A 21,761-nucleotide genomic window follows, 5' to 3' on the forward strand; every position below is an offset into this window, starting at 1 on the left:
TGTAGACACGAACCTGAATAGCGCCCTTACTGGTAAGCTCTTCGAGAATGTGCTGCTGTTCCAGGGTCAATTCAACTGGGTGAATCTGCTTTCGTCTTGGCATCACTTAGGATATCATAAATTCAGAATCAATGTACTAGAGTAGTACTCCGAATTACGCCACGGGGAAAACAGCCTCCCTGCGCCTCCATTCTGCGTCCTGCTCAGTCAAAACTAAGTACGGCCAGGCTACCGTTTTGGGATTCCGCAAAGGGCGCTCCATCCCTCCACTCCCGCCTGGCCGTACTTTTTCCAATACTCGCTTCTTGGCCAGAACAGCGCCCATGAGGACGCTTGGCCGCTCCGCTCGGTTTATCCAAAGATAAACGTTGGTGTACTTACTCGCTCCGCTCGGTCATAAAAAGACCCTTTTTATGACATCTGCTCTAGGCCCGAACATGGATGACGAAAGCTCGTGGAGCGGTGTCATTGATTTGAACGAGGTCGATGTTCACGGCTGCTGCGTTCACGGCTGCTGTGCCCGGTGGGCACGGTCCATGCCCTCACTCCAGCGCCGCGTACCCCGGCAGCGTCAGAAAGTCCACCAGCGGCGTCTGCGTGGCGACCTGCCTGAACAGCGGCCCGGCCTGCGCGGCGTCCTCGCCCAGCTTGCTCAGCTCATCCGCAAACAAGGCGTCCAGCAGCTCCGGCGTCAGCGTCCGGCCATCGTCCAGTACGGCGCGGTGGTGCAGCCATTGCCACAGTTGCGCCCTGGAAATCTCGGCGGTGGCGGCGTCTTCCATCAGGTTGTGGATCGGCACGGCGCCGCTGCCGCGCAGCCAGGCGGCCAGGTACTGCACGCCGACGCTGATGTTGGTCCGCACGCCCGCCTCGGTGACGCTCTCCTGCGGCGGCGTCAGCAGGTCCGGCGCCGTGACCCTGAGGTCCGATTGCTTGCCTGAGCTGATCTGGTTGGGCGTCGGCATGAATTCGTCGAACACCTCGGTGGCCAGCGCCACCATGCCCGGATGCGCGACCCAGGTGCCGTCGTGGCCGTTTCTGGCTTCACGCTCCTTGTCGGCCCGGACCTGCGCGAAGGCCCGCTCGTTGGCCGCCGCGTCGTTTTTGACCGGAATAAAGGCGCTCATCCCGCCGATGGCCGGGGCGCCGCGCTTATGGCACGTCTGAATGGCGAGCTTGCTGTAGTGCTCCATCATCGGCGTGCCCATCGTGACGCGGGCGCGGTCGGGCAGCAGCCTGGTCGGGTCGTTTCTGAACTTCTTGATATAGCTGAAGATGTAATCCCAACGCCCGCAGTTCAGCCCCGCCGAGTGGTCCCGCAGTTCAAACAGAATCTCGTCCATCTCGAAGGCGGCCAGAATGGTTTCGATCAGCACGGTGGCCCGGACGCTGCCCTGGGGAAGACCCAGCTCGCGTTGTGCGTAGATAAAAATATCGTTCCACAGCCGCGCCTCAAGGTGCGATTCGAGTTTGGGCAGGTAGAAGTACGGCCCGCTGCCCCGGCTCAGCAGCTCGGCGGCGTTGTGAAAGAAGTACAGCCCGAAGTCCAGCAAGGCCCCGGCCAGCACCTGCCCGTCCACCGTGACGTGCTTTTCCGGCAGATGCCAGCCGCGTGGCCGCACGATCAGCACGGCGGTCTGCTCGCTTAAGCGGTACTGCTTGGCGCCCGTGTCGAGGCTGATGATCCGGCGCACGGCGTCGTGCAGGTTGAGCTGTCCCGCTATCACGTTCTCCCAGGTGGGCGAGGAGGCGTCCTCGAAGTCGGCCATGAACAGCCGCGCCCCGGAGTTCAGCGCGTTGATGATCATCTTGCGGTCCACCGGCCCGGTGAGCTCGACCCGGCGGTCTTGCAAATCGGCAGGCAGCGGCGCCACCGTCCAGGCGGATTCGCGGACGCCCAGCGTTTCCGGCAGAAAGTCCGGCAGCTCGCCCGCATCCAGCCGGGTCTGACGAAGCTCGCGCCCCTCCAGCAGTTCCAGGCGGCGGGCGTTGAAGGTGCGGTGCAGCCCGGCCACGAAGTTCAGCGCGTCCGGCGTCAGGATGCGGGCGAAGTCGGGCGTGACGGGAGCGCTGATCTGAACGGCCTCGGTGGGAGCGGTCATGGCCTCAGAGTACGGTTGGCATGGGCATTCGTTCAACCCAAGCCCAAACTCAAACTCAGGGCAGCCGTGAAGTCCCGCTGTCCGGTGAACTCGCCTGCCATTTGCCCGGCCTGCCCGGCCTACAATCAACCCATGACGCTCCTTTCTTCCACTCGTCGCCAGACCGTCACCGCCAACGTGGGCGGCGTCCTGATCGGCTCCGGGCATCCGGTGGTGGTGCAGTCGATGACCAACACCGACACCGCCGACGCCGAGGCCACCGCCATTCAGGTGGCTCAACTGGCCCGCGCCGGGTCTGAACTCGTGCGCGTGACGGTCAACACCCGCGAGGCCGCCGCCGCCCTGCCGGAAATCGTGGCGCGGCTCTCGGAGGTCGGCCTGAGCGTGCCCATCGTGGGCGACTTTCACTACAACGGTCACATCCTGCTGCGCGAGTTCCCCGAAGCGGCCCGCCTGCTCGCCAAGTACCGCATCAACCCCGGCAACGTCGGCGCCGGGCAGCATCACGACGCCAATTTCGCCACCATGATCGAGGTGGCGAAGGAGTTCGGCAAACCCGTGCGCATCGGCGTGAACTGGGGCAGCTTAGATCAGCAGGTGCTGGCCCGGCTGATGGACGAGAACGCCCACAAAGGCAGCCCCAAATCGGGCACCGACGTGATGATCGACGCGATGGTCGTCTCGGCCCTGGAGAGCGCCCACTACGCCGAGAAGCTGGGCCTCGCCCACGATCAGATCCTGATTTCGGTGAAAGTCAGCAGCGCGCCGGAGCTGTGGCAGGTCTACCGGCAGCTCGCCGCCGAGTGCGATTACCCACTGCACCTGGGTCTGACCGAGGCGGGCATGGGCATGAAGGGCATCGTGGCGAGCAGCGTGGCATTAGCGCCGCTGCTCACCGAAGGCATCGGCGACACCATCCGCGTCTCACTCACGCCGGAGCCGGGGGCCAGCCGCAAGCTGGAGGTGGAAGTGGCGCAGCAGATTTTGCAGTCGCTGGGCATCCGCCAGTTTCTGCCGCAGGTCACCAGTTGCCCCGGCTGCGGGCGCACCACCTCGCAGTTTTTTCAGGAGCTGGCCCAGAAAATTCAGGATTTTGTCCGCGACAGCATGCCCGACTGGAAGGCCCGCTACCCCGGCGTGGAGGAGATGCAGGTCGCCGTCATGGGCTGCATCGTCAACGGCCCCGGCGAGAGCAAGCACGCCAATATCGGTATCAGTCTGCCCGGCACCGGGGAAGACCCCCGCGCCCCGGTCTACCAGGACGGCAAGCTGCTGACCACACTGAAGGGGCCGCGCATCGCCGAGGACTTTCAGGCGCTGATGGAGAAGTACGTCGAGGAGCGCTACGGGCGCGGCGTGGGCGTCTGAGCGAAGCTGAAGCTGGGGTCTGGATTTTCATGGGCGCCCAGGCCCGCCAGAGCGCCGCCGTGTTCACGACGCTGGAGGCGGGGGAAGCCTGGGTCCGGCAACATTCGCTGGAGGGGATGCTGACCTGGTATCCGCTCGATCTCAGCGCCTACGACTGGGCGGTGGAGCGCGGCAGCTTCAGGCCGACAACACCACATCACCGGAGCGCTGCTTTTCTGGCTTCGTTCTCGTCGGCCTTGCAGCCACATCACCATTACGAGCCGGAGGATGAAGGCTGAGGAACGGTTCAACTGGCAAGCCAGGCTTCGTAGAACCGTGGCCTTCCGGGCAATATTGTCATGCAGGCGTGCTACCATGCAGCATGACCACCGAGGATAAACCTGTCCGGTCTCAGGCGGCTGGGGAGGCCGAAATCAAGACCATCGGCGCGAGCGGTCAACTCTATTTCGGCAAGGCATACGCGGGCAAAACGGTGGTGATCGAAAAGCGTGAGCCGGGCGTCTGGCTGGTCCGCACCGCCAGCGTCGTGCCGGACAACGAACGCTGGTTGCACACCATGGAAATGCAGGCCAAGCTGAACGAAGCGTTTGAATGGATGGAGAGTAGTCCGTCTCAGGCGGTAACGCTGGAAGACATTGAAAAGCTCAGAGCGCTGTGAGCCTGATGCTGTGAGTCCAGCACTGTGAACCTTGAGCTGGACTGGAATGCTCCCACCTTCCAGCGTGATCTGCTGGCCCTCGACAAAAATAACCGTAACGCCGTCCTCAACACATGTGTTCGCCTCATTCAGATGGACTGGGACATGCTGCATCAGCATCCTGGCCTCAACTGGGAAGTGGTCAGGTCCAAGACCGGGCCGCAGGGCGAAAGGCTCTATTCCCTGCGTGTCACCCAGAGCATGCGGCTCCTGTGCGTGCGGCGGGGCAACTATTTGCATTGCATCTCTCTTCACCCTGACCACGACAGCGCCTACACCCGCTAACCTGATGCCATGAACACCTGGGGCGCACCCGCCTTCGACACCCTCGCCTTCGATACCGCCGCCAAACGGTCTGCGCAGAACGTGCTGGAGGACAGCGTACTATCCTGAATACCTATGCTCTGGATCATATCCCGGTGAACTGGAATTCCGGTGGCTAGAGGCATTCAGCTCTCCGCCCTGGCCGACCTGCCGCGCAACGCCCGCAACCTGATTCTGATGGAGCCGCTGTGGGGCGTCTTCGGCACGGTGGTGCTGTACTACGCGCCGCTGTACATGCGCAGCGCCGGGCTCACCAGTCCCCAGATCGGGCTGCTCGGCTCGCTGACGCTGGCGCTCTCGTTCGGGTTTCAGGCGCTGGCGGCGCCGATCACCAACCGCTTCGGGCGCAAACGCACCACATTGATCGGCGACCTGATCTCGTGGACCATTCCGATGTTCGTCTGGGCCACCGCGCACTCGTTTGCGGCCTTCGCGCTGGCGGCGGCCCTGAGCGCCAGCGGGCGGATCGTGGCGGTGTCGTGGAGCCTGCTGCTGATCGAGGACGTGGGGGAGCGCCAGCGTGCCCGCGTTTTCGGCATCATCAACCTGATCGTGACCGTCTGCGGCCTGATGACGCCGCTGGTGGGGCTGGTCATCGCCCGCTCCGGCGTCGAGGCGACCATGCGCGGCTTCTACGCCCTGGGCGGCGTCGGCATGACCGTCATGTTCGTGTGGAGAGACGCCATTTCCCAGGAGACCCAGACCGGCCAGGCGGCGATGGACCAGCACCGCCAACTCGGTCTGGTTCAGAGCGTCCGGCACGCGCTGGGGATGGTGGCGACCCTGCGCTCTCACCCCGGCCTCCAGAGTATGACCGTGTTTTATCTGCTGACGGTGTTCATCGAGCAGCTCAGCCTCTTTCAGATTCTGTTTCTGGGCGAAACGCTCAACTTCAGCGCCCAGACGCTCTCCTTCGTGCCGGTGGTCGGGGCGGCGGTGGTCGTGGGGTTGTACTGGCTGGGGCTGCCCCGCCTGGCTGGCCTGCCGCTGGGCCGTACATTGGTGCTCACGCGCTCACTCGGACTGCTGGGCGCCGCCGCGCTGCTGCTCGTCCCGGCGGGCAACGCCGCGCTGATGCTGGTGGTGGTGGCGGTCATCGGCGGCGCCACCTTCCTGACCCAGACCTACCGCGACGCTGCGCTGTTCGCCCGATTGCCGACTCAGGGCACGGCGGACCTGTATTCGGCGGTCCAGACGTTGACGCTGCTGTGTTCCATTCCGGCGGCGGGCCTGGCCGGGGCCATCTTTGCCGCCTCGCCGCACAGCCTGTTCGTGCTGATCGCGGCGCTGAGTGCGGCGTTGCTGGTGCTGGCGGTGTGGCTCTCGCGGCGGGAGGGCGGAGCGCGGGGAGGGGAGGGAGCTGAGCTGAAGCGGTGAGGTTTTCTTACCCGGAGGCCGTATCAGCCTCCCAGACGCTCGCCAGCGTTTTCAGTTGCAGTGCCCAGGCCCGGAGTTGAAGCTGCGCGTCGGCCCACGCCTCGCCGCCCGCTTCCGGAAAGCGGTCGGTAGGCAGGCCCGGCAGGCTCAGAAAGTGTCCGGCCTGCGGATGGCTCAGGTGCCTGACCGGTAGCTTGGCTTCCTCGCGGCGGCGCTGGGCGACCAGGCTCAGCTCGTAAGCATTCCAGACCTGATCTTCGCCCCCGGTGACCAGCAGGACCGGCCCCTGAATGCGCTCGGTTGGAATAGTCGCGGCGGCCAGCGTGCCTTGCGAGGCGCCCTGCATGGTCCGGCGGTGGACCGGCGTCAATAGGAAAGGCGGCGGACCTGCAAACATGGCCGTCCAGCCGGGGGGGTAGGGCAGATATGGCAGCGGCTGGCCGTCCAGCGACCACGACGACATCGGTACGCCTGCCGGGTGCGTGCCCTCCCGGTCAATCCCCTCGAAGACCATTCCGCTGGAGGCGACGGCGACCACCGCCCCAATCTCGTCCGGATAGGTGGCACCCAACAGCAGCGCCACCTCGGCCCCCTTGGAGACGCCCGTGACGCCCACCCGCTTGCCGCCGACCTCCGGGCGTTCACGCAGGTACGCCAGCCCAGAACGGAAGTATTCGAGTGGAATGTTAATCAGCGCTTCGGGCAGACCGGGCGCCCCGAAATAGGCCAGTTGCAACACCACGAAACCCTGGGAGGCCAGCAAGGCGGCCAGCGCGGCCCCCACGCTGTGCAGGCCGCCCTCCGAGCCGCCCAGCGACAGTACGGCGCCGCGCAGAGGCGTACCCGGTGGCGGAGAAAACAGCGTTCCGAACAGCCCCTGTTCCTGCACCACTTCCTCGCGCAGACCGGGGGAACGGGCTCGTCGGAGCGTGCTCGCCTCGGCCAGCAGTTGACCGTTTTGAGTTGCCTGGACGGTGACCGCAAAGCCCCCGCTGGGCAGCTCGAACCAAACCGGGCGCAGATCAGCGCGGGGGCGCATGCTCCAGATCAGCCCCTGTACGTCGGCGCCGCTGTAGCTGCCTGCGAGCGGGGCCATCTGCGCCACGTCGATGTGGCCCTCAGGACTGCTGAGAAAGGTCGCCTGGGCTGACCAGGTTTCGCCGGAGCCGTCTTGCGTTTCGGTGTGCAGGATGGTCTCCACGTCCGGCGGCAACCCGGAAACCACTAGCGAGAAGGGTTTGCTGATCAGTTCGGCGGCAGGCAGTTCAATATGCATGAGAAAACCTCCCCCGACCAGGTGGCCGGGCAGTGTGGGGTTGAGAACACGGGGTTCAGTGCAGCAGGAATCCGAGTTCGCTGCCTTCCGGGCGGCTCAGGGTGTACGAGGCGCCGGTCTTCAGGTCCGCTTGGCTGGCCGCTTTGTAGAGGGCGGCGTAGGTCAGGCCGAACGTCCGCCAGTCCTCGCGGTGCAGGGCACAGATGACCCGGCAGGCCGGAAGCTGAAGGAGCCGCACCTGCCCCGTTACGGCAAGCCCGGTCACCGGCATGGTCGCTTGAACCGGCAGACAGACCTCTACCTGCAATGGCCCGCCCAGATACTCGTCGGCGTGGTAGAGCCCGAAGTCGTCACCGCTGACCGCCGATCCGGCTTGCCGACGCAACTCGCTCAGCGTCTCCCGATAAAAGGTGTCGAACGTCTCGGTAGGCGCCGCGCCAGTCAGGCTGAGTACCCACTGGTCGGGCCACTGGCGATACGCCGTCTCCACTTCTGGCAGGCTGCGCTGCCCGCTCAGCAAGGCACCCACATCCTGAAGGTGCTGGCGCTGAAGCTCAAAGCGCTGATGTAGCCGCTGTTCATGGCGCTCCAGAATCAGGCGGCTCTGGGCGGCGTCGGCGTCCAGCAAGCGGCTCAGCTCGTCTAATGGCAGCTCCAGGCGCCGCAGCGCCGCGACCCGCTGCCCCACGGCAAGCTGCTCCGGGGCGTAGTAGCGGTAGCCGCTGTCCTGGTCGACCTGGACCGGACGCAGCAGGCCGAGATCGGCGTAAAAGCGCAGCGCCGAAACGCTCAGGCCAACCAGTTGTGAGAATTGCCCAATCGACATCAGCCGCTGCATCCTGACCTCCCAGTTCTGTCCGGCTTCCACAGTCTGGAGTCTCAGGCCACCTGAGAGTCAAGCCCGCGCCATCTTCCCTGGCTTCACCTGTTACGATTTCCACATGGACATCTGGGGAACGCAGGCTTTCGACAACGACGCGGCCAGGCTGTTTATTCAGGAGGTGGGCGAGGACGGCGCCTTCGCCTTGCAGGAAGCCTTCGAGGTGGTCCTCGATCCCGATACCGAGTTCGTGGCCGGGGAGGAAGGTGCCCGCGCCGTGGCCGCCGCCGAGATTCTGGTGGCGCACCTGAGCAACGATACCGAGGCCATCATGGACGCCAGGTTGCGCGAGTGGCTGGGCAGTCTGGACGAGGGCGAACTCGACAACATGCGCGAGCTGGGCGCCGAGGCGCTGGGCCGCGTCACGGGCGGCGATTCCGAGCTGGTCAGGCATTTTGCCGCCAGCGAGGGCGGCGACGAGTGGACCGGCAACCTGGCCCGGCTGCGAGACGCGCTGGCGTGAGTCGGGTTGTTCCGAATGTGAACGCGCCCGCCTGCCGATGTGGGCAGCGCGGGCGCAGAGTGACGAAGCTAATCAGGACGAAGCCGATCAGGACGAAGCCAGTCAGCTCGAAATCGTCGGGCTGGGCATCACCTTCCTCTTGCCCTTCCACACCACCCGCGCCAGCAGCAGCACGCCGATGACCACGGCGTAGATCAGCGGCTCGGTGTGGTCTTTTTTGACGCCCCACCAGTAATGCACCGCGCCCAGCACCACGGCCAGGTACGCCAGGCGGTGCAGCGCCGTCCAGCGGGCGAAGCCGAGTCGTTTGACCGAGCCTCTGAAACTGGTCAGCGCCAGCGGAATGAGGGAGAGCAGCGCCAGAAAGCCCACCGTAATAAAAGGCCGCTTGAGCACGTCCTCGACCACCGTCTGGACCCCGAAGGTGCCGGTGAAGGCGCCCTTGTCAAAGAGGTACACCAGGAAGTGCAGCGCGGCGTACAGGAAGGCCAGCAGCCCCAGCGCTTTGCGGATGCGGGCGGGCCAGGTCCAGCCGCTTAAGAGCCGCAGCGGCGTGCAGGCCAGCGACAGCCCCAGTGTGGCCAGCGTCAGCACGCCGGTCTGCAACTCGACGCGCTGCACCGGGTTGGCGCCGAGTGCCCCGCTGTAGCCGTCGAGCACCAGCACCGCCACCGGCAGCAGCCCGCCGACCACCACCGCCGGGCCGAGCCAGCCGAGCTTGCCAGCGGCCTTGCGGGCGGCGGGTTTCGGCGCGGCGTTCTTGGTGGTCTGCTTGATCTCGGTCATGGTCAGTAGTTCTTTCTCAGGTCGAGGTTGGAATACAGCGAGCCGACCTGATCGGCGTAACCGTTGAACATCAGCGTCGGGCGGCGGCTCAGCTCGCCGATGCGGCGCTCGGTGGCCTGGCTCCAGCGCGGATGATCGACCTTGGGGTTGACGTTGGCGTAAAAGCCGTACTCGCCCGGCGCCGACTGCGCCCAGGTGGTCTGCGGCTGCTTTTCGGTCAGGGTGATGCGCACGATGGACTTGATGCCTTTGAAGCCGTACTTCCAGGGCACCACCAGCCGCAGCGGGGCGCCGTTCTGGCCCGGCAGCACCCGGCCCGCCAGCCCGACCGCCATGAACGCCAGCGGACTTAGCGCCTCATCGAGCCGCAGCCCCTCCACGTAGGGCCAGGCGAGCACGTCGCCGCGCTGGCCGGGAAACTGTTTGGGGTCGAGCAGGGCAGTGAACTGCACGTATTTGGCCTTGCCGGTGGGGTTCAGGCGGCGGATCAGCGCGGAGAGCGGAAAGCCCAGCCAGGGCATCACCATGCTCCAACCCTCCACGCAGCGCATCCGGTAGATGCGGTCTTCGAGCGGGAACCAGGACTGCAAGGTGTCGATGTCCACCGTCATCGGCTTTTTCACCTCGCCGTCGATTTTCACGGTCCAGGGGCGCGGTTTCAGGCTGGCGGCCAGCCGGGCGGGGTCGGCCTTGTCGGTGCCGAACTCGTAGAAGTTGTTGTAGCCGGTGGCCTGGGCGTAGGGCGTGACGGGCTCGGAGGTGTCATACGGCCCCAGCGCTTTCTTGGCCTGACCCACCAGACCGGGCAGGGCGCTCTCGGCGGCTGCGCCGGGCCGACGGCTGAGCAGCTCCAGCCCGCCGCCGAGCGCGGCCACCGTGCCGGTAAACAACGCGCCGGTTCGCAGGAATTCACGCCGGGAGTTGGGCGCCTCGCCGGGATGCTGCATGCTGGGGCGAACGGGGGTCTGAATGCTTGGCGTCTGGATGTCTGTATGCTGCTCGTCGGCGTGCTGGTCGTCGGTGTGCGGCTGATCGGATTCGGGGATCATGGCTTCTCCTTGAGGGCGCAAAGACTTCGGTAGCGCAAGGGGCTCGTTATTCAGATATACGCAGTGAAGAGCGCGTTGGATTTACTTTCGGCGCCGGGGTGGAAGCGGCCTGGACAGCGGTGACTGAACCGGGGGGTCTGGACTCCACCGATTGTGCGCGTTCCAGTTGGCGGTGATCTGAAGCTGGACCACCGTTGCGGCTCAGATCAGCACGGTCGAGCCAGCACGGTCGAGCCAGCACGCTCACGACAGCGGCGCGGTGTCTCCAGCCGAGGCGACCCGGTTTTTGCCCGTCCGCTTGGCCTGGTACAGCGCCTGGTCGGCCTGGGCGGTGGTGGCGCTGCTGAGATCGCCCATCCGGTACTGCGCCGCGCCGAGGCTGATGGTCACCGGCTGGCCGACCCCGAACTCGTGATCGGCGATGACGTTGCGCAGCTCCTCGGCCACCATCGACGCCTGGGCGGCGGCGCAGCCCCCCAGCACGGCCATGAATTCCTCACCGCCCCAGCGAATCAGGATGTCGCCCTCGCGCAGGGCGTCGCGGGCCAGCCGGGCCACCGTCCGGATCACCGCGTCGCCCGTGGCGTGGCCGTGCGCGTCGTTGATCTGCTTGAAGTCGTCGATGTCGAAGAGCACCAGGCTCAGCGGCGCCTTGCTGCGCCCGGTTTCGCGCAGGCTCTGTTCGAGCAGCACCTCGCCCACGCCCCGGTTGGTCAGGCCGGTCAGGGTATCGAAGGTGGCCAGCTCCTCCAGGCGGCGCTGGAAACGGCCCACCGTCAGCATGGTCAGGCCCAGCACCAGCAGGGTCGCCAGGACGCCCACCGCCAGGTTGATGCCCAGCAGCCGCAGGAACGGCGCCACGGCCCCGGCCTCGTCTTGTTCGACGACCAGATACCAGCCCAGCTCCGGCACGAAGCGCGAGTTGACCTGCACCGTCGAGCGGCCCAGGTGGTACGAGGTGGTGATGGGTTGCCCGGCCCCGGCCAGCACCTGAGCGGCGATCTCCGAGAGACCGGGCAGCGTGCGGATCGAGCCGCGCCGCGAGCGTTCCGGCAGGCCGCTGGCCTGAAGGCTGCTGAGCACCACCTCGCCCGACTTGCTGACAAAGTAGACCTGCTGGCCGTAGCGCGTCTCCAGCCGCCCCAGCAGAGCCCTGAGCGTGTTGATGGTCACGCCGACGCCGGTCACGCCCAGAAAGCGGCCTTCGTCGCCCAGCAGGCGGTAGTTGATGAACACCGTCATGGTATTGCGGTTGACCAGATCGGGGTCCACGTTCAGTTCGTAGTCCCCTTGCATGGCCTTGACCCGGAAGTACCACCGGGCACGCGGATCGGTTTCGCGCACGGTCTGCGCCACGCCCTTGCCGGAGTAATACCTGCGGGTCGCCTCCGAGACGAAAAAGCTGGTATTGGTCCCAAATTGTGCCTGAATTCTCGCCAGATAGCGGCTGATCTGCCCCACGTCGCGCTCGCCGCCGGTCACCCAGTCGCGCAGGAAGGTGTCCTGGGCCATCTGTTTGGAAACCGAAACGGGCCGGACCAGTTCGCGCTGCACCTCGGAGTACACCGAGTCGCCGGTCAGCGGCAGCTCGCGCTTCGTCAGGTTGCCGCGAATGGTGCCCCGCGCCGCCAGGTAACCGAGCAAACTGGTGCTCAGAAAGCCCAGCGCCACGATCAGGCTCAGCCAGAGCACCAGCCGGTTCTTGCGCGGCAGGGCGGTCATCTTCAGGAAGTCTACACGCCGGGCTTTGATAAGGGGAGTGGGAGCCTGGTCGGCCCTGCCCCGTCAATCGTGCCCCGTCAATCGTGCCCTGTTAATCCTGCCCTGTTAATCGTGAGTGGCCTCCCGCGCAGCCCCCAGGCGCGTGCTAGCCTGGTTTGTTATGAGCAAAACGGTCCTGAAAAACGCCCGTGAAATCGAACTCATGCGCCGTGCGGGGGGCCTGGTCGCCGAGACCTTCCGGGTGCTGAACCCCTACGTGGTGCCGGGTGTGAGCATTCTCGACCTCGACCGGGTGGCCGAGGATTTTATCCGTTCACGCGGCGCCGAACCGGCGTATGTGGGTTACGGCCCGCGCCACAACCCGTTTCCGGCCACCATCTGCGCCTCGGTCAACGAGGTCATCTGTCACGGTATCCCCAGCCCCCGCAAGCTGCGCGAGGGCGACATCATCGGCGTGGATATCGGCGTCAAATTGGGCGGCGTGTACGGCGACGCCTGCTACACGTTCGCGGTGGGCGCGGTCAGTCCGGCGGTCTCCGGGCTGGTGGCCGGGGCACGCGCCAGCCTCGACGCCGCGCTGGAAGTGGTCCGGCCCGGTGCCCGCCTGGGCGATATCGGCGCCGCCATCCAGGCCACCGCCGAGCCGCGCGGCTACTCGGTGGTGCGCGAGTACACCGGCCACGGCATCGGCCACCGCCTCCACGAAGACCCCACCGTGCCGCACGTGGGCCGGGCCGGAACGGGCCTGAAGCTGAGCCCCGGCATGGTCTTCACCATCGAGCCGATGATTAACCTGGGCCGCCCTGAGACGAAGTTGCTCGCCGACGGCTGGACCGTGGTGACGGCAGACAGCAAACCCAGCGCCCAGTTCGAGCACACCCTGGTGGTGACGGGCAGCGGGTACGACTTGTTGACGCTGTAGAGTTGCGGATGAAGAAGGCCCCGTCAGGTTGATGGCGGGTGCTTTTCTAAAAATCTAAATGAGAGTATCAACGCAGGGTGACGATGTGCAAATTATATTTATAATCACTGTACATTAGCTTTTTACTATCTTTGGAGAATATAGGCCCGTAGCAAGCGTGAGCGTAAATTGTAATGATTTTGCCGTCCGACGCGTCTCGTAGGGCCAATGTGGAATCGCCAAGTGGGTCTTTGGGGCCAAACGGGTCTTCGGGTGTGTTAAAATCTGGCCTGGCTGTACAATGGTTGACGACTGAATCGTTGCTACGAGTTGCTAAATACTTGCCATCAGAGCTGATTGCGGTTTGATAAATGCCAGCTTCTTGTCCGACGAGCTGGTACTTGATTTTCCCCGTGCTGAACGTGCGAACCCAACCGACGGAGGGTTCTCCCGAACGGTATATTTTGGCTGTCTCAGAGTTGAGCCCCACGCCGCCAGCGACGATATCTTTATTTAAATTGACAGACGTTGAATCTTTTGTAAAGCCGCCCTGGTAGTAGAGCCCGCCATTGTAAGGAGGCTCGTTTTCGTCAGCGACATAAATTAATGATTTCAAAGCAACTTTCGAATTGTTAGCTGGGTTACTAAGAGATAAACGCCAGAGTTTCGTGTTGTAGTTATTCGCTACAAGAATCTTGCCGTCGTTATACACTGCGTCAATCCAGTCTGTCGAATATACGACATCGGCTGACTGGTTTTTGCAAAGTTTTATTATAGAAGAAGTTTTTGAATTCGACAGACTCAATACTTTCAGATTACAAGAGTCGCCGCCTATCAGATATGCACTGTCCTCTGTAAACTTCCCATCATTGCCCACGTAAAATTCCTCAATATTGGTACCATCTACTATTTTAAGTTTACCTCCGAATAGTCTGATGCCGACGAGAATGAATCGACCATCTTTGCTCATTTTTATGTCATAGAACGAATGTTTTTTTCTTGCGTCATCCCTTTCGGAGTAGATGATGGATTGTGATAGCTTACTTGTAGAGCCTTTGCCCCATCGCGGATGCAAAACAATAGTTCTAGTGGACATGGTGGATAAATTGGTAACGTCAACATATATTACGTCTCGACCTCCGTAAGCCCGACTCAATAAGGATTCACCATCGCCGGAAAGCGCTCCTATGGGTGAGGGCATTGAGATGACTTGTTCGCTTAGCCCTGTACTGACAGAGGAAAGGAGAATGGTGGTGCAGATGGAAAAGCAGTGTCTCGTCATCTGCTGAGAGTTTACAACATCTCCCCACTCTCTTTCTCCGGTTCCTTCTTGGTCAGCACCACCGGCACGTTAGACGACGACTCGCCCAGCGCTGCCGGATACACCTGGTCGATCAGCGCGGCGTTCACCGTGTCGCTGACGGGCTCAGCGGGCGGCTTCACCAGCGGCGGTGTCGGCTTTCTCCCACTCCCGCGCTCGAAACGGGTGATCGGCTTGGGCGGGGGCGTGTAGGGGCGGCGCTCTGACCTGGCTGCGCGACTCCGGCTGACCCAGACGCTCACCTGCCGGATCAGGCTGATCAGCAGCCCCACTCCGGCGGCGATAAAGGCGACTTGCTGAAACTGGTTGTTGGCCGGAAAGGTTATGCTGGCGTCGAGCCTGGGCGCAATGAAGGCCACCCCGATGATCGGCACGGCGAACAGGGCGGCGGCGAAGGGCAACACGAACGGCCCGCCCGCGTGCTTCATCACTAGGCAGGCCAGCAGCGAGGTGGCGATCAGCGGAAAGATGACCCACCACTGCTCCGGCGGCGTCTTCAGGAGGACCAGCGGCAGCACGCCCAGCGGAATGGCCGCGTAGCCGAACCAGTTGCCCGCCTCGTCGGCCACGAAGGTCAGCACCACCCAGATGGCCAGTTTCTGCGGCCAGCTCAGCGGCAGGGTCATGGCGTAGGCGAGGACGCCCAGCGCGGCCAGCCCCAGCACCCACATGCTCGCCACGAAGGCGACGTGCCGGGCACGGGCCGGGTCGCGGCGGTTGCCGGTCATGGCGGCGCTCACGCGGTCTTCTTGCGGCGTGGGGCTTCCACCAGCTCGTCCAGGTTGTCCTCGCCTGCGCTTTCGTCGTCCAGGCCCTCATCGCCCAGCAGTCCTTCACCCAGCAGCTCGGCGGCTTCCATAGCGGCTGATTTCTTGCTGGACTTGCGCGGCTTGGCCTTCGCCTTGATCGGCTCCGGCTCGGCCAGTGCGGCGCTCTGGATGGTCTCGACGGTGTTAGGCGCGGCGCTGGCCACGATGCCCGGCACCCGCTTCAGAAACTCCCCGGTGTAGCTCGTCGGGTGGGCGGCGAGCTGCTCCGGCGTGCCGGTGGCGACCACGCGGCCCCCGCGCACGCCGCCTTCCGGTCCCAAATCCACGATCCAGTCGGCGCACTTCATCACGTCCAGATTATGCTCAATAATTATTAGCGTGTTGCCGCCTTCCACCAGCCGTTCGAGCACTTCCATCAGCTTGCGGACGTCCTCGAAGTGCAGGCCAGTGGTGGGCTCGTCGAGAATGTAGATGGTCTTGCCGGTGGCCCGCTTGCTCAGCTCGGCGGCCAGCTTGATGCGCTGCGCCTCGCCGCCGGACAGGGTGGTGCTCGGCTGCCCGATGCGCATGTAGCCCAGCCCCACATCGCACAGCAGTTGCATCTTGCGCTCGATGTTGGGAATCGCCTCGAAGAAACCGTGGGCGTCCTCCACCGTCATGTCCAGCACGTCGGCGATGGTTTTGTAGTTGTATTTGACTTCCAGGGTCTCGCGGTTGTACCTGGCCCCCTTGCAGACCTCGCAGGGCACGTAGATATCGGGCAGGAAGTTCATCTCGATCTTCATCACGCCGTCGCCCTTGCAGTGCTCGCAGCGCCCACCCTTGACGTTGAACGAGAAGCGCCCGGCCAGGTAGCCGCGCCGCCGGGCTTCCTGGGTGCGGGTGAACAGGTCGCGGACCTCGGTGAAGACGCCCGTGTACGTCGCCGGGTTGCTGCGCGGCGTGCGTCCGATGGGCGACTGGTCGATCTCGATGACCTTGTCCAGATACTCGATGCCGGTGATGGCGTCGGCCTTGCCGGGCGTGGTCTTGGCGCCGTTGAGGTCGCGGGCCAGCGTGGCGTGCAGGATGTCGTGAATCAGCGTCGATTTGCCGGACCCGCTCGGACCCGTCACCACCGTCATGGTGCCCAGCGGCACGTCCAGCGTGACGTTCTGGAGGTTGTGCTCCCGCGCCCCGATGACCTTCAGGCGCTTGCCGTTGCCGCGCCGCCGCTTGCTGGGCACTTCAATTTTCAGCTCGCCGCGCAGGTACTTGCCGGTCAGGCTGTCGGGATTGGCCCTAATTTCCTCCGGCGTGCCCACCGCCACGACCTCGCCGCCGTGGACGCCCGCGCCCGGCCCCATGTCCACCACGTAGTCGGCGGACATCATGGTGTCCTCGTCGTGCTCGACGACCAGCAGGGTGTTGCCCAGGTCGCGCAGGCGTTTGAGCGTCTCGATCAGCCGCCCGTTGTCCTTGGGATGCAGCCCGATGGAGGGCTCGTCCAGTACATACAGCACGCCGGTCAGGCCCGATCCGACCTGCGTCGCCAGCCGGATGCGCTGCGCCTCGCCGCCGGATAGGGTGTTGGCGGTTCTATCCAGCGACAGGTAGTCCAGCCCCACGTCGACCAGGAAGGTCAGTCGGGTCCGGATGGCCCGCAGAATCGGCGCCGCCACCGCCGTCCCGAAGGTGTTCAGGCCGTATTCGTAATGCCGGGGCCGGGCCACCTTCGCCGCGCCGCCGTCGTGGCTGCCCAGATACGGTGCCACCACGTCATGGTTGACCTCGCTGTTCTGGAGTCCACCGAAAAACACGTCGGCGTCGAGCACGCTCATGCCGCTGGCCTGCGAGATGTTCAGGCCGCCGACCCGCACCGCCAGAATCTCTGGCTTGTAGCGGGTGCCGCCGCAGGTCGGGCAGGGGCGCAGCTCCATCAGTTCCTCGAGCTTCTCGCGCATGTACTCAGATTCGGTTTCACTGTAGCGCCGGTCCAGGTTGGCGATCACGCCCTCGAACTCGGTCATGAAGCGCATGGTTTCCTTGCCGCCCCGCCGGTAGATGACCTCGAAGGGTTCGCCGGGGCCTTGCAGCACGGCGCGTTGGGCGGCTTTCGGTAGTTCGCGCCAGGCCGTCTTCAGGTCAAAATTCAGGTGCTCGGAGAGGGCCTTGAGCTTGTCCCAGTAGTAGACGCCGCCGCCCGTGCCCTTCTTGCTCCAGGGCAATATGGCCCCCTCGGCGATGCTGAGCGCGTCGTCGATCACCAGGTCCGGTGAGAACTCGCGTTTGCTGCCGAGTCCGGCGCAGTCGGGGCAGGCGCCGTAGGGGTTGTTGAAGGAAAACGAGCGGGGTTCGAGTTCTTCCAGTACGCTGCCGTGTTCGGGGCAGGCGAATTTCTCCGAATACAGTTCTTCAGTGCCGGAGTCGGGAAACAGCACGCGCAGCAGCCCCTCGCCGCGCCGCAGCCCCAGCTCGATGCTCTCGGCGATGCGGCTGCGGTCACTTTCGCGCACGGTGATGCGGTCGATGACGACATCCACGTCATGCTTCTCGAACTTTTCGAGCTTCAGCTTCTCGGCCTCGTCGAGTTCGTAGAGCACGCCGTCCACGCGCACGCGGGCGTAGCCCTCGCGGCGGATGTCGGCGAACAGTTTGCGGTACTCGCCCTTGCGCCCCCGCACCAGCGGCGCGAGCAGGATGGCCCGCTGATCGCCGAAGCCCGTCAGCAGCTTGTCGGTGATCTCGGTGGGGCTCTGGCGCTCGATCTTGCGCCCGCACTCCGGGCAATACGGCGTGCCCACGCGGGCGTAGAGCAGCCGCAGGTAATCGTGAATCTCGGTGACGGTGCCCACCGTGCTGCGCGGGTTGTGGCTGGTGGTCTTCTGGTCGATGGAGATGGCGGGCGACAGCCCTTCGATGCCGTCCACATCCGGCTTTTCCATCAGGCCCAGAAACTGGCGGGCGTAGGCGCTGAGCGACTCCACATAACGGCGCTGGCCCTCGGCGTAGATGGTGTCGAAAGCCAGCGTGCTCTTGCCGCTGCCCGACACCCCGGTAATGACGATAAATTGGTCACGGGGCAGTTCGACGGTGACGTTCTTGAGGTTGTGTTCACGGGCGCCGCGCACGATCAGGTTCTGCAAGCTGACAACCTTCCTTTTAAGCAACCCTGTAAACAGGCTGGATGTGGTCTGGGTGAGGCTTTACGGCTTGCGCCTGGCTACGCTGAGGGCAGAAGTCAGGGGGCCGCTTCTGGATAAACGTCGCATTCTAGCACTCCGGGGGAGGGTGCCTGTGTGCCGAGATGCAGGTGGTGGAGCGGGGTGAAGGGGAGCTGCCGAGCAAGCCGCTTTCCTCCATCCGGCAGCCGGAAGAGCCCTACAGTTTTTGGTCAGCCAAGCGCACCTGTTCGGCGTGCCAGGCGCGGAAGGCGAGGTAAGACGGGTTGACCAGATTGGCCCAGCCAGCGGCGCAAAGTCCGGCTGGGAGGGCGTCTCGCTCGTGCCAATACTGGGGGTCTTTTGCGAAATCGGTGTAGCCTCGGCGGTGCAAAATGTGGATGGCCCGGCCTTGCCAGCAGAGAGCAACAAAATCTAGACCAGGCTCCAGAGAGAAGAAGTGCAATACCTCTTTCGGGAGTGCCCAGGCCAGTGAGTGCCACTCAACCCGCTGCGGTCCGTAGTCATCGAAGATAAATCGTTTTGGGCTGTATTTTACGTCGTAAGTGAGCTCTGGACCATCAAAGTGCATGGTCATATCTACAAAGGCCCGATCCGTGAGTATTTCATATGTACCGGAAACATCCAGCAAGTACCGACGGTCTCCAGGTAAAGGCCGTGCCAGGCTGCTGAGAACTTCTACCGGACCGCCGAGCATTACCGCGTCAAATCCGTAGCGGGCGTTCTCGCCCGTTGGCTTGCTCAGACCCCAAGATGAACAGAGCTGCACAATCTCCTTACTCGCTGCGATTAGCAGGGAGTCTGGACTGTAGCCCTCATTTGCCCACCGAGTCCATAGAACGAAGTGGGCGCGAAACCAGTCACTATCGATGAGGGTGTCGCGGTCAGCATAGCATTTCCCACTTCCGTGCTGAATTCTGATGCAGCGTCTTTCTGAGTCATATTCGACGCAAATCCGAACCCAGTAGGAACCAAACCGGTGATATGCCTTAATCAACCCATGGTAGATACGGCCTCGGTCTTTTCGGGAAATGTGCTTTCCGTCTGTCCTATAGACTTCATCGTATGCGGTGATAATATTTGACATGGTGGGCATCTCCTAAACTTCAAGCCGGAAATTACAGGTATTCTGTGCATCGCTCTGTCACAAAGTTGGCACGCCCCGCCCCTACCTCACGCGCCATACTACCCCCGTGACCCATCCCGCCCCAGAACCCATCACCTCCCTCCAGAATGCTCAGCTCAAGCGCCTCGTTCGCCTGCGTGACCGGCGCGAACGCCTGCGCGAAGGCGCCATGCTCATCGAGGGTGCCCGCGAACTCGCCCGCGCCCTGAGCGGCGGGGTGGTCCCCGAAATGGTCTACACCTGCCCTGAACTCTTCAGCGCCGACGCTCACGATTTGCCGCTGAGCACCCTCCCCACCACCCAACTCTCCCGCGCCGCCTTCGAAAAGGTCAGTGGCCGTGAGGGTCCGGACGGCGTGCTAGCGCTCTGCCCGCTGCTGAGCCGCCCCTTGCCCGAACCCGGCCCGCAAGCCACCGTGCTCGTGCTCGACGGCCTGGAGAAACCCGGCAACGTGGGTGCCCTGCTGCGCACCGCCGACGGCGCCGGGGCACACGCCACGCTGCTGGTCGGCGACGGCCTCGACCTGGGCAACCCCAACCTGATCCGCGCCTCGCAGGGCAGTCTATTCACCCAGCCGACGGCGGCGCTGCCTGAGCAGGATGCTCTGAAGTGGCTGCGCGAACGCGACTTCACCCTGCTGGCCTGCACGCCGCACGCCCCGCAAACGTACTGGAACGCTCCGCTCACGGGCCGCCTGGCGCTGCTGCTGGGCACCGAGCACGCCGGACTCAGCGACTTCTGGGCACAGGCCGCCGATCTGAGCGTGAGCATTCCGATGCAGGGGACCGCCGACAGCCTCAACGTCGCCACCGCCGGGGCGCTGATCCTGTACGAGTCGCTGCGGCAACGGCAGGCGTGGCTGCCGGGCGCGAACTGACAGCGCCTGCGAACAGGGCTTGTGAACAGAGCCTGTGAACCTGTTGATATGAATGGCCTGATATGACGGGCTAGAGAACTCCGCCCTGGCTGGATTCGGTGAACGCTTCACCGGGTGTTCGGGGCACTCGGCAAGCGCAATAACAAAAGCACCCCCCTTCAGGCTGAGCAGCCGACATCAACACGAACTGGATAAGGACGACCCATGAACGACCCCTACCGTGAATGGCTCAGAAGCCAACTGGCCGCCGAAATCGGCGTGCGCGAAGCCGAGCAGGTCATCGAGGGCGCGGTGGCCCGGCGCGGCTGGCCCGCTCTGCGCCCGCTGGGGTCGCGTGACGTGGTGGCCGTGCTGCAAGACGTGTACACCAGCTTCACCGCCAACATGGGCGAGGCCCGCGCCGACCGCTGGCTGGAAGGCGCGACCACCCTGCTGGCGCATTTCGCCGAATCGACCCCCAGCCCCGCCCCGGCCAGCACCGGCACGATTGCCCCGGCGCCCGGCCCGGTCCGCTGGGGACGCCGCGCCCATGACCTGCCGCTGCTGCTGGCCCGCGCCCACACCGAAATCGCCGCCCGCAGCCTGGAGGGCATCCGCGCCAACCCCGACCTGCGCAACCTGGAACGCGCCGCCGAGTGGGACGTGCAGGCCACCCAGGCTGAGGTGAGGCGCTGGGAAACCGAGGAGTTGCTGGGCAACCTGCGGGCCGATCACGCCCGCGTGGAGGTCGCCGATCAGGTGCGCAGCGCCCGGACCCAGCGCGAGGTGCTGCGCCTGACCGTCGAGGAGCTGGGCGCCGAGGCCCGCAGCGGGCGCGGCGTGGGGCCGCAACTGGCCCACAACAAGCTGATGCTGACCCAGACCGACGCCTTTCTGGACGCCTTCTCGCCGCTGATCGACGAATCGGTGGCCGAGGCCGACCCGCAGGTGCCCTCCGTCAGCCTGGAAACCACCCGCTTTGCCCTGGCGGTCCCGATGCACCCCAACGTGCTGCGCGCCCGCCACCAGCTCAACTACGCCGAGTGGCAGTCGGGCAGCTCAGGCAGCGACCAGCGGGTCCACAACGCCCGCAGCGCCCTGGCCCAGGCCGAGCGCGACGCCGCCGCCCAGATGGAGAGCACCCTGAATTCGGCCCGCGCCCACCAGGCGGCCTTCAATCAGCTTTACGCCCGCTTTCAGGACATCACCAGCCGCCAGGCTCAACTGGGCCGGGCCGGGGCCGACGCCCTGACGCTGGCCCGCCACACCTTCGAGGCCGAGCAGGCCCGCAGTGGGGCGCGGGTGCAGGGCCACCGGCTGACGGAAGCGCTGCGCTTACTGAGTGCGCTGACGGGAACTGCGGATTGAGAGGAGCAGACAGACGAGTACGTCATGCTTGAAAACACACTTTAAAACACATTGCCGATGTGGTCCGGTCGCTCGCCTCTGTAGGGGTCAAAACGTATTGAGGCCGTGCAGGACGTGAGATTTCCAGGGCAGACACCCAGTGAAGATGGCGGCCAGCACTTCCAGCCTGCCATCACCGAAGTGCTTGATGGCTTCCTGAATAACGTCCAGGCCA

19 protein-coding genes are annotated in these 21,761 nt (G+C 64.4%); 9 read left to right on the forward strand and 10 right to left on the reverse strand.

The window, feature by feature from the left end; genetic code table 11:
- Positions 1-542: 542 nt before the first annotated feature.
- A complete protein-coding gene (aceB, locus tag Q0R23_RS16405; RefSeq protein ID WP_293914728.1) occupies positions 543-2,102 on the reverse strand; it encodes a malate synthase A in 1,560 nt (519 codons plus the stop codon).
- Positions 2,103-2,234: 132 nt separating this feature from the next.
- On the opposite strand from aceB, the gene ispG reads away from it, so the two are divergent.
- The 5 genes from ispG to Q0R23_RS16430 all read left to right on the forward strand — a co-directional run bounded on the left by ispG (position 2,235) and on the right by Q0R23_RS16430 (position 5,868).
- On the forward strand, positions 2,235-3,470 hold the full coding sequence (gene ispG, locus Q0R23_RS16410; RefSeq protein ID WP_293914730.1) for a flavodoxin-dependent (E)-4-hydroxy-3-methylbut-2-enyl-diphosphate synthase: 1,236 nt from the start codon (positions 2,235-2,237) through the stop codon (positions 3,468-3,470).
- Between the two features lie 29 nt (positions 3,471-3,499).
- Positions 3,500-3,748, forward strand: coding sequence for a hypothetical protein (locus tag Q0R23_RS16415; RefSeq protein WP_293914732.1), 249 nt, complete (start codon positions 3,500-3,502; stop codon positions 3,746-3,748).
- Between the two features lie 83 nt (positions 3,749-3,831).
- Positions 3,832-4,128 (forward strand): hypothetical protein, encoded by a 297-nt coding sequence (locus Q0R23_RS16420; protein ID WP_293914734.1) that lies wholly within the window; start codon positions 3,832-3,834, stop codon positions 4,126-4,128.
- 24 nt (positions 4,129-4,152) lie between these two features.
- Positions 4,153-4,452, forward strand: a complete 300-nt coding sequence (locus Q0R23_RS16425; RefSeq protein ID WP_293914736.1) for a hypothetical protein — start codon at positions 4,153-4,155, stop codon at positions 4,450-4,452.
- Positions 4,453-4,602: 150 nt separating this feature from the next.
- Positions 4,603-5,868, forward strand: coding sequence for an MFS transporter (locus Q0R23_RS16430; protein ID WP_293914738.1), 1,266 nt, complete (start codon positions 4,603-4,605; stop codon positions 5,866-5,868).
- A 7-nt stretch (positions 5,869-5,875) separates the two neighbouring features.
- Here the strand turns inward: Q0R23_RS16430 and Q0R23_RS16435 are convergent, their stop codons facing one another.
- Both Q0R23_RS16435 and Q0R23_RS16440 read right to left on the reverse strand, forming a co-directional pair.
- Positions 5,876-7,144 carry an acyl-CoA thioesterase/bile acid-CoA:amino acid N-acyltransferase family protein gene (locus tag Q0R23_RS16435; protein WP_293914740.1) on the reverse strand — a complete coding sequence of 423 codons (1,269 nt, stop codon included), beginning with the start codon at positions 7,142-7,144 and terminating at the stop codon, positions 5,876-5,878.
- Between the two features lie 55 nt (positions 7,145-7,199).
- Positions 7,200-8,012: a MerR family transcriptional regulator gene (locus Q0R23_RS16440; RefSeq protein WP_293914742.1), complete on the reverse strand. Its 813-nt coding sequence runs from the start codon at positions 8,010-8,012 to the stop codon at positions 7,200-7,202.
- 73 nt (positions 8,013-8,085) lie between these two features.
- Between Q0R23_RS16440 and Q0R23_RS16445 the strand changes: the two genes are divergently transcribed.
- Positions 8,086-8,487, forward strand: a complete 402-nt coding sequence (locus tag Q0R23_RS16445) for a DUF4259 domain-containing protein (protein WP_293914744.1) — start codon at positions 8,086-8,088, stop codon at positions 8,485-8,487.
- Between the two features lie 102 nt (positions 8,488-8,589).
- Here the strand turns inward: Q0R23_RS16445 and Q0R23_RS16450 are convergent, their stop codons facing one another.
- The 3 genes from Q0R23_RS16450 to Q0R23_RS16460 all read right to left on the reverse strand — a co-directional run bounded on the left by Q0R23_RS16450 (position 8,590) and on the right by Q0R23_RS16460 (position 12,044).
- The gene (locus tag Q0R23_RS16450; RefSeq protein ID WP_293914746.1) at positions 8,590-9,273 is read right to left on the reverse strand and encodes a protein-methionine-sulfoxide reductase heme-binding subunit MsrQ; all 684 of its coding nucleotides are present in this window, start codon (positions 9,271-9,273) and stop codon (positions 8,590-8,592) included.
- A gap of 2 nt (positions 9,274-9,275) precedes the next feature.
- The gene (gene msrP / locus Q0R23_RS16455) at positions 9,276-10,220 is read right to left on the reverse strand and encodes a protein-methionine-sulfoxide reductase catalytic subunit MsrP (protein ID WP_293914760.1); all 945 of its coding nucleotides are present in this window, start codon (positions 10,218-10,220) and stop codon (positions 9,276-9,278) included.
- 345 nt (positions 10,221-10,565) lie between these two features.
- Positions 10,566-12,044, reverse strand: coding sequence for a diguanylate cyclase (locus Q0R23_RS16460; RefSeq protein WP_293914747.1), 1,479 nt, complete (start codon positions 12,042-12,044; stop codon positions 10,566-10,568).
- A 160-nt stretch (positions 12,045-12,204) separates the two neighbouring features.
- On the opposite strand from Q0R23_RS16460, the gene map reads away from it, so the two are divergent.
- Positions 12,205-12,966: a type I methionyl aminopeptidase gene (map, locus tag Q0R23_RS16465; RefSeq protein ID WP_293914748.1), complete on the forward strand. Its 762-nt coding sequence runs from the start codon at positions 12,205-12,207 to the stop codon at positions 12,964-12,966.
- A 67-nt stretch (positions 12,967-13,033) separates the two neighbouring features.
- Here map and Q0R23_RS16470 read toward each other — a convergent pair whose 3' ends face one another.
- The 4 genes from Q0R23_RS16470 to Q0R23_RS16485 all read right to left on the reverse strand — a co-directional run bounded on the left by Q0R23_RS16470 (position 13,034) and on the right by Q0R23_RS16485 (position 19,284).
- A complete protein-coding gene (locus Q0R23_RS16470; RefSeq protein ID WP_293914749.1) occupies positions 13,034-14,227 on the reverse strand; it encodes a hypothetical protein in 1,194 nt (397 codons plus the stop codon).
- A gap of 11 nt (positions 14,228-14,238) precedes the next feature.
- Positions 14,239-15,006 (reverse strand): hypothetical protein, encoded by a 768-nt coding sequence (locus Q0R23_RS16475; RefSeq protein ID WP_293914751.1) that lies wholly within the window; start codon positions 15,004-15,006, stop codon positions 14,239-14,241.
- On the reverse strand, positions 15,003-18,161 hold the full coding sequence (gene uvrA / locus Q0R23_RS16480) for an excinuclease ABC subunit UvrA (RefSeq protein WP_293914753.1): 3,159 nt from the start codon (positions 18,159-18,161) through the stop codon (positions 15,003-15,005). The genes Q0R23_RS16475 and uvrA overlap by 4 nt, the downstream gene beginning before the upstream one ends.
- A gap of 235 nt (positions 18,162-18,396) precedes the next feature.
- Complete coding sequence (locus tag Q0R23_RS16485) at positions 18,397-19,284, reverse strand: hypothetical protein (RefSeq protein WP_293914755.1); 888 nt, start codon at positions 19,282-19,284, stop codon at positions 18,397-18,399.
- Between the two features lie 106 nt (positions 19,285-19,390).
- Between Q0R23_RS16485 and Q0R23_RS16490 the strand changes: the two genes are divergently transcribed.
- Both Q0R23_RS16490 and Q0R23_RS16495 read left to right on the forward strand, forming a co-directional pair.
- A complete protein-coding gene (locus Q0R23_RS16490; RefSeq protein ID WP_293914756.1) occupies positions 19,391-20,200 on the forward strand; it encodes an RNA methyltransferase in 810 nt (269 codons plus the stop codon).
- 204 nt (positions 20,201-20,404) lie between these two features.
- Positions 20,405-21,547 (forward strand): hypothetical protein, encoded by a 1,143-nt coding sequence (locus Q0R23_RS16495; protein ID WP_293914758.1) that lies wholly within the window; start codon positions 20,405-20,407, stop codon positions 21,545-21,547.
- The last annotated feature ends 214 nt before the right edge of the window (positions 21,548-21,761 follow it).

Source organism: Deinococcus sp., assembly GCF_025362455.1.
Lineage (GTDB): Bacteria > Deinococcota > Deinococci > Deinococcales > Deinococcaceae > Deinococcus.